This window comes from Ekhidna sp., from assembly GCF_963691765.1.
Classification (GTDB): Bacteria; Bacteroidota; Bacteroidia; order Cytophagales; family Cyclobacteriaceae; genus Ekhidna.
The window spans coordinates 3,121,345-3,130,354 of the sequence record NZ_OY829375.1; the positions used below are offsets into that span (position 1 = coordinate 3,121,345).

The window sequence follows — 9,010 nt, forward strand, 5'->3', positions numbered from 1 at the left end:
CCAGAAATCAGTCATTTTTAACGGGTAGAAGAATCAGCTTAACGAGTTTTTAAGCCATTGCTAGACTATATAAGTTTATTTGACGAAATATTAATTGGGTGTTCGACATCTTTAGATAATTTGCACTTCAAACTTAGATCTACCACTAATGAGATTTTTTCGCTTTTACTTACTACTTTCAGTAGTATTTGCATTTAAGGTATCTGGACAAACTGGACCTGGAGGATTTGAAGACACTGGTGGTACTTCAGATCTTGTATTATGGTTAAGAGCAGATGCTGGAGTACTTAATGGTAGCTCAAACCCAGCCTCGAATGGTGAAGCAATTGTGACATGGTTAGACCAATCAGGGTACGGTTATAACGCAGTTTCCGCGGCAACAAACCCATTGTTTTCGTCTTCTGGAATTGGTGGACAACCATCTATTACATTTTCTGGAGCCGATACTGAATTTATGTTTATAGAAGATGATGCGGATGAAGCCCCGGCATTAGACAATACCTCAGAGCTTTCAATATTTTACGTGTTTAATCAAGACGATGTCTCTGGAATTAACTCACACCTAAGTAAGCGAGATGGTAATAACTCTCAGCAATCCTACTTAGCCTTTGCCAATGGCTCAACTATTAACAGTAGAATCAATGCAAATAATGATGGAGGAAGTTCAGTATCGACAGGTACAAATTATATAAATGCTATTACCTACAATAATGGAACATTTGATCACTTTCTTAATCAAGTAAGTGGTGGTGGTACAAGCGGCACAACATCAATTCCCAATAATGACTCAGATCTTCATATTGGAATTTTAACAAGTGGTGAGAGTGGTCGATCGCTCAACGGTGATATGGCTGAAATTATTATTTTTCGGTCTTACCTAAACAACGCGGAAAGAATTGTAGTAGAAACCTATTTGGGATCTAAATACGGGATTACACTTATTGATGACTATTGGGATGAAACTACTTATACATCCTATGACAATGAAATAGCGGGAATAGGACAGCATACTGATGGGACCATTGCAAATAATGCTACTGCAGGTATTCTAACTATCTCTGGAGGTGATGATAGAACGAATGGTGAGTGGCTATTCGCTGGTCATGATACGGGAGATATTAATACATGGGTAGCAGCTGAAGTTCCAGGAACAGAGCAAAGGTTGGCGCGCGAGTGGGTTATAAATGAAACAGGCGATCTAGGAAATGTAACTTTTTCAATAAATAGTTCAGATCTGCCTTCAACAGGATTTAGTATTCCTAACTATTACTTATTGGTCGACTCTGACGGAGATGCTGATTTTTCTGACGCCACAGCGCATCTCATGACCCCGAATAGCACTGGAGCAAGTGTGTCTTTAAATCTGACTAATGGAAGTCATATTGCAATAGCATTTGAAGGAGGTGATGAATCGCAGATTTGGTACAGCTATCTATCAGGAAACTGGAATGATCCAAATACATGGACACTAGATGGAGCGATTTCTCCGCTTTATAATAATCCTTCAAGTGAAGTCCCTTCAAGTGGAGATAGTGTAGTTATCCAGACTGGAAGAACGGTTACTATGGATGTAAATGATGCAAGTGTTACCAGATTAGAAATAATCGGAACACTTGATTTAGCAGCTACTACAGGCCATACATTTGGGGTTTTGGATGGTTCTGGAACTATGAGATTATCTGGTGCAGCTGGAGTTGAAAATTATCCAACAGCTGATGATGCATTATTTATCGATTCTGACGAAGGTGGTACTCTTGAATATTATGGATCAGGTTTCAGTGTTAATGATTCAAGAACTACTAACAATCTTAATATTACTCTAGACAACTCAACTGATGTAATTACCTTATTAAATAACCTTGCTATAAATGGAAACTTAACAATTAGTGATGGGATTTTTCAGATAAATGATAATTCTACCACAGCTAATTTGACCATTGATTTGATGGGTGATTTGCTAGTTCTAGCCAATGGTAGTATAGATGTTGGTACTGCTAATGCAAGACATGAATTTAATTTTAATGGTGATTTTACAAATCAGGGAGATATTGATTTTACCAATAGGGTCTCCCAAATTACTGGATCTGAAGCAACAGATGGGATTGTCGATGCAAACTTTGTAAGCGGTACCAAAGATCAAGCGATTGACCTGGAGGGATCAACAGATTTTTACAGGATTGAAATAAATAAGGGAGTTGATGAAACCTATGTTTTAAGCATCGATGCGGATGATCCATCGTATTTTAACCTATTTGGATTTGCCTCCCAACAGATAAATGGACCAGCGAATGGTACTACAAATGATAACGCCCTGGGTCTGATCATTGGTACGGTTAAAATAGGAAATAATATAACCATATCACCCCTCAATACAAATAGTATCCATACTATCTATGAAGGTTCCAGACTATGGATAGATGGAGGTACTGTTGATAAAAATGTTGGGAATAACTCAATAGTGATTTATGGAACGATACAAGTAACCTCAGGTTCATTCGAATCTACTACTGCCGGATTTACTTTAAGAGATAATGGACTTGTCCAGATGGAAGGAGGTTCGTTGACAACTACTATATTCAGAACTTCTACTGTGGGAGGTTCCGCTTTGGGCGGGTTACTTATGTCGGGAGGAATCTTAAATGTTATTGGGGGAGGCTCCGATTTTGGGTATTATAGTTTTAGTATGACCAATACTGGTAATGTATTTAATGTCAGCGGAGGAACTATCAACATTTCTAATGTGAATGGTAACGGAGGAATATTTATTAATAGCTCGGTAGACAACTACAGTGTGACAGGGGGAACCATTAATTTAGATGTTACAAACGCCAATACAGCAACTATTACATCTAGCGCACCTTTTTTTAACTTGAATATTTTGGAATCAAGTGCGTCTGCAGGAGTTGTAGAAATTTTGCCAACTGGAACTTCTAATGGAGGAGGAGTAACGCCTGTTCCAACTGAATTAACCATACTAAATGATCTGAGAATAGATAACTCAGACGGAAATGCGACAACCTTTAATACGAATGGTGTAGATGTATCTGTTACAGGCTCGTTGATAATAGATAATGGATCCAATGTGGATTTTTCTGGATCCAATTTAATATTTGAAGGTCTTGGCTCATCCTCTTTTGATATTAGGCTAGCGTCAACTTTGGTTATTGACAGCCTTGAAATTAATAAAAGCAATGAGCTAGTTCCGGTTAACTTAATCAATGGTCAATCGACAGCAATTCAAATTGATGATTATTTAAATGTAGCAAGCGGCAATCTAAATCTGAATACGTTTGATTTAACTGTAAATGGTAACATCTCAGTTTTAGATACAATTGGAACTGAAACCAGTACCGGACAAGTTTTAATGAGCGGTGCATCATCACAAACTATCACATCTTCTTCCGGAGCTATTTATGATCTTGAAATAAATAATACAAACGGTGTTACCCTCTCTGGTAATATGGGGGTAATTAATTTGTTGGATTTGAATGCAGGAATATTAAATATTAATACCTCCAAATTAACTTTAAATGAACCAATTGCTTCGACGGGCTCATTTAGTCCTACGTTGATGGTTCAAACTGGTGGAAACCCAACAGATGGAGGATTGGAATTTCTCTTTAATGATGATGAATCTATCACATACCCATTTGGGATTGCAGGCTTTTATACACCGCTTGTTGCGGATATTGATACAACCAATAATGATATTGGTTACATTCGTGTGAATCCAGTAAACGCTAAACTCGGTACTATCAACGATGATGTGTCAGTTCTTGATTTCTTAAACTATTACTGGAAAGTTGGTTACTCAGATTTTGCTGACCTTCCGAGGATAAATAGTTTTAATTTTACGTATATCGATAATGTCTCAGATGATGATGTGACTGGAACAGAAACAGATCTACAGCCAGGATTTGTGGAAGATGGTGCAGATGAAGATGGAGATGGTGACTCCTATACAAGAACAGCTGTTGGAAGCACAGCAGATGTCAATACCACAACCAATGTTATTACGTTCACTTTTGGGGCCACACAGGATACACTTAAGGCCGCCAATTTTACAGCAGGAGAGTCCGTCGCATTCTCGGGTTCTGTCACGGTTTACTATTCTAGAAAACAGCAAGGCGATGATCAAAAAATTTGGACTACTCCATCAAGCTGGTCAACTGATGCAGTAAACCAACATGCTGGAGCCGCAGCAACCACCTATCCGGGACAAAATAGTACTAGTGATGTGGTTGTCATGGGATATGGAGGTATTTCTTCTGGTGAAAACTTTAATACCTGTAACCCTTGTACAATAGTTAACAATGTAAGACATGATCACCGGATAAATAACGGAGTGAATATAGAGGTAGCTCAAGTAATATTTGATCAAAATCCAGCTGCCAATGCCCTCAATAATATAGACACACGGATCAGAGTAAGATTGGGAGGAACCTTGACAGCTCAAAGCGTTACAGGTAGGGGGACAATGTTCCAGTTCTTTAGTTCCGACGGATCTAGAGGTACTATTAATGCTGACTTTAATGCGTTTAACGAAGAAGATGATAGCGGATGGTTCTTATTCTGTCAGGGTTCAACCGCAAATCCTGTAATTGTTGATGATCGATTTGAGTTTCCTATTCTCAGGATATTTGGAGCAGGAAGTAGAGATGTAGAATATACCCAAGATGTTATTTCCAGGGGGCTAGTAGTGGATAGCAATGCAGACCTTTACATCAATCAAAACTTCACAGTTAGAGGAACGGTTAGGGTAGGATTGAATCAAGGTGGTGAAATTTACTTTGGCGACACTGGAGATGTGGCAGTAGGTTCCAATAAGACACTTACGTGTGACTCTTTGATTTTGACCAGTAATGCAAGTAATGCAATTAGGGTTGTTGACGACGGAGCTGATACTCATACGCTACGAGTCAATGGCGGAATCAATCTTAACCAAGGAACAACGGTCGATCTGACAAACGCTGGAACTTCTAACGTCGTATTAGAGGTTAGCGGAACGGGGGCTCATGCTTTGGATAATAGCGGTGGGCTAACTGTTGATTTATATCGTTTGGTCGTTAATGCTGGTACGGATACAAGCAATGTATTTACACTGAATTCCGATTTTACCCTGAACGGAGACAATACTACCTCACCTCAATCGATTGAGCTTCAGAATGGTAAACTGATCTTGAATGATGCAGCGATAAATATTGAATTGGCTGATAACTCGGACTTTAATATTCCAAGTACAGCTGGTCTGGAAGTTACGCAAGGGACCGTTACATCGACCGGAGCTAATGTGATCCTTGATGGTTTGCTTAGAGTAAATGGAGGTACAGTTAATTTAGGAACAACAGACATTGAATATTCAGTATCTGGATCCGCACTTCTAAACATCTCATCAGGAACACTAAACGTTGGCGGGCAAATAAGGAGGTCCACAAGTTCTACAATTGGCGTCTTAAAGTATAGGCAAACAGGTGGTGATGTGGATATTGCTACAGATGGTGCATCGACCTCTTCCAGAAGTGCGTTTGAAATATTGAACGCAGGAAGTGAATTTACCTTGACTGGAGGTACATTTAATATACAAAGGGGTGTAACAGGAGATTCAAACCTGTCTTTGGAATTAGATCCTACCACTTCAGACTTATCTGGATCAGAAATAAGGATCTTTGAAAATCTTGGAAGTAACTATGGAGCCAATTTCTTCAACATTTCTTCAACTATTCCATTAAACAATCTAACGCTTGAAAATACAATCGATTTACCTGATGCTCAGTTGTTTAATCAAAATCTTGAGGTAAATGATCTGATATTAAATACTAATCAAACTTTTATAAACAATGGATTCAATTTCACACTAACAGGTGATTTTACTAATAATGGAACATACACTAACACTAGTTCAGAAACCGTATTTAACGGTTCTGGTCCACAGTCCATTACAGGAGCTGGTACATTTTCAATTTTCACCCTTAGGAAAAGTGGATTGGGAACTACTACATCCAATGTTTCATTAAATCTTGATAATGACTTTTATCTTACGGGAGGGACCTTTGATGTAGGCGCCAATTCCTTAAGCCTTCAAAATGATGCTTTTGTGCAAAGTACATTTTTGAATAGTGGAGGAAATGGATTGGTGTTTAATGGCGTAGCAAACCAGGATCTAAACGGACTGACTAACAATGCTGTCGATATTGGGACAATCACAATTAGCAATCCATCGGGTGTGGATATACCAGATGGAAATGGATATGATTTCAACATTACCCAAGAACTAAGATTGAATGGAGGTGTATTCAATATTGGAGGAAGTCTGGTTACGTTGAAACCGGGTGCTCCAGTGACAGAAGTTTCGACTTTCAATGTCAATAACATGGTTCAAACCAATAGTTCTTTTACAGATAATGGTCTAAGGATTGAATTCTTCACAGTGGCTTCGGATACTGTGATTTTCTTTCCGATAGGAGAGCTGAAGTATACCCCAGTTCAATTCGATTTAGGCGCAGGTACGACTGCCGGAGGAATCAGAGTACGACCTGCCAATGAACGACACCCAACTATTATTAATGATACAGAACCACTCACTGAGACGGAAATTGATGACCTTCAAAATGTTCTTAATTATCACTGGATAGTGGTAGCTGAGAATCTTACAAATGCAAATGGCTCTGCTGTTTTCTTTTATGATCATGACGATGTTGGCGTAACTGTACCATATGATACTACAAACTATATTTCAGCACGTCTGCTCTCCAATGATGTAAACTGGGATAAGTTTGCTCCTTCATTGTTTAGAGGTGGGAATCTTTCTTTTGAAGTCCCATTGAGCACTTTTTCAGCTGCTGAAATTACCGGAGATTATACGGCTGGTGTAGGTAGTTCGGATGGTATTAACAATGATATTGAAGGAGCAATTCCAGATCAGATAGCCCAATATGAAACATCTTTTGCAGGAACAGGTAATTATAGTACTGCAATTAACTGGAATCCACTAAATGGGTCACCAGTAGTAACTGACGGCGTTGGACCGGTTGGCGCTCAGATAATTGTGAGGAACGGAGATGATTTAACACTAGATTTGAATGATATTAGGCTGTTTTCTACGGAGATTGAAGCAGGAGGTATCCTAAGGGTTCCTTCTGGTAGAACTGGTGTTAGGTTGGGTACAGTTACTGGATCTGGCACCATCGTTTTGGAAGATAACGAGTTACTTCCTACAGGTGAGTATACAGATTTTTTTGCGTGCGATGGAGGGGCTTTGCAATATTCTGGAAGTACAACTTATAACGTTCTCTCTGGAATTTCTCAAATTAGAAAAGTAGTTTTTGAAGGAACAGGTACTAGAACATTTCCTAATAACCTAATAACTGTCTGTGATACATTAGAAGTGAATGGGCCGACCATTGCATTCAGTTCTGGTCTAAATTATGTTATTGGAGATGCAGATGGTGATCGGTTAGATATCCAAGCTGGGACCGTAAATATTTCAAACGGATCAACGGTAGAGATAGTAGGTGATTTTGTGATGTCTGGCGGAACATTGACCGGGGAAACAAATACCAATGTTTCGATTACCGACGATCTTAACTTCACCTCAGGTACACTTAACTGGAACGGCACTGATATTATATTAAATGGAACCACTGAGCAACTTATTGATGGGGTGTTTACAGGAGCTGCAGGATTTGATGACTTGACTGTTAACAATTCAGGCGCAGGAATTACTATCAATAGTGGGGACATAGAAGTAGGTGGAACACTTACGCTTACAGATGGATTAGTGAATACTTCAACCACAGAAACATTAACACTCACATCTACAGGAAACTGGACTGGTGCAAGCTTAGCAAGTTATATCACAGGACCTCTTTCAAAAGAGGATATAGCAGCAACATCAACATTTGAATTTCCGGTAGGAAAGTCTATAAGATATGCACCATTCTCGGTTGTGAATGTGGGAGTAGGCGGTGACGATTGGACAGCAGAATACTTCACTACTACAAATCCGACATATAATAATTCTCTTTTCGATAATTCTGATCCAGGTTCAGGCTTCAATGCGCTCAGTAATGTAGAAAGTACAGATAGGTGGGAAGTAACGAGTGTTGGATCCAATACTGCCCAAGTAAGAGCCACCTACGGTTCACACAATGCTTTTCCAGGAACGAATGTAAGATTGGTTTGGTGGGATGATGAGGCAATATTAGATGGTGATGGCGCAGACAATAGATGGGAAAACCAAGGAGGTCAGGTGGTTGGAGACGCCACATCTGGAACTGTTACGTCTGAAAACACTATTTTCTTTAGCACGAGACAATTTGCTGTTGGTTATGCACCTGAGAGTTTGCTACCTGTTGAACTACTCTATTTAAGAGGTGAAGCTGATGAGAGTGGAGAGGTCGTTGTGTCATGGGCAACTAGTTCTGAGCTTAATAATGATTATTTCGAAGTACTTCATTCTTTAGATGGAATAGCATTTACCAGTATTGGTCGAATTGATGGAAATGGAAACTCCAATCAAATCATTAACTATTCATACCTGCATGGTAATCCTTCCTCTGGTGATAATTATTATAGACTTAAACAAGTAGACTTTGACGGTACGAATGAATTGTCTCAAGTAATTAAGGTTTATAATGATTACGTGTATAAAGGAATAGATGTGATAGTTTATCCTAACCCTTCTAAGAGTGCTGAGGCTAACGTTAGAATTGTTACAGGTGATGGCCATACGCCTATACAAATCAGTATCATGAATCTAGAGGGCAAACAAGTGTTTGATAAGTCAATTGAGCCATCTACGAATTTGGATAGAAAGTTATTCGAAAATACAACCTTAAAAGAGGGAATCTATTTGGTTGTGTTTAGGCAGGGAGATTTTACAATTACTAGAAGATTAGTAGTAAAGTAGTAGTTCGTACTTAACTCTAGTTGGATTAAAACATGCAATTTTTCCAAATCAGATTTCCATAAAATAGATACTCCCTAACCAGAAATAATCTGTTTTAACTGG

General features: G+C 38.9%; 1 protein-coding gene. It reads left to right on the forward strand.

Going from position 1 to position 9,010, the window contains the following annotated elements:
• Window positions 1-148 precede the first annotated feature (148 nt).
• Window positions 149-8,908 carry a T9SS type A sorting domain-containing protein gene (locus tag ACY650_RS14185; RefSeq protein ID WP_462248296.1) on the forward strand — a complete coding sequence of 2,920 codons (8,760 nt, stop codon included), beginning with the start codon at window positions 149-151 and terminating at the stop codon, window positions 8,906-8,908.
• The last annotated feature ends 102 nt before the right edge of the window (window positions 8,909-9,010 follow it).

Excerpts from the sequence above, each read along its gene's own strand:
- ACY650_RS14185 (WP_462248296.1), top strand. The coding sequence starts at position 149 with ATGAGATTTTTTCGCTTTTACTTACTACTTTCAGTAGTATTTGCATTT.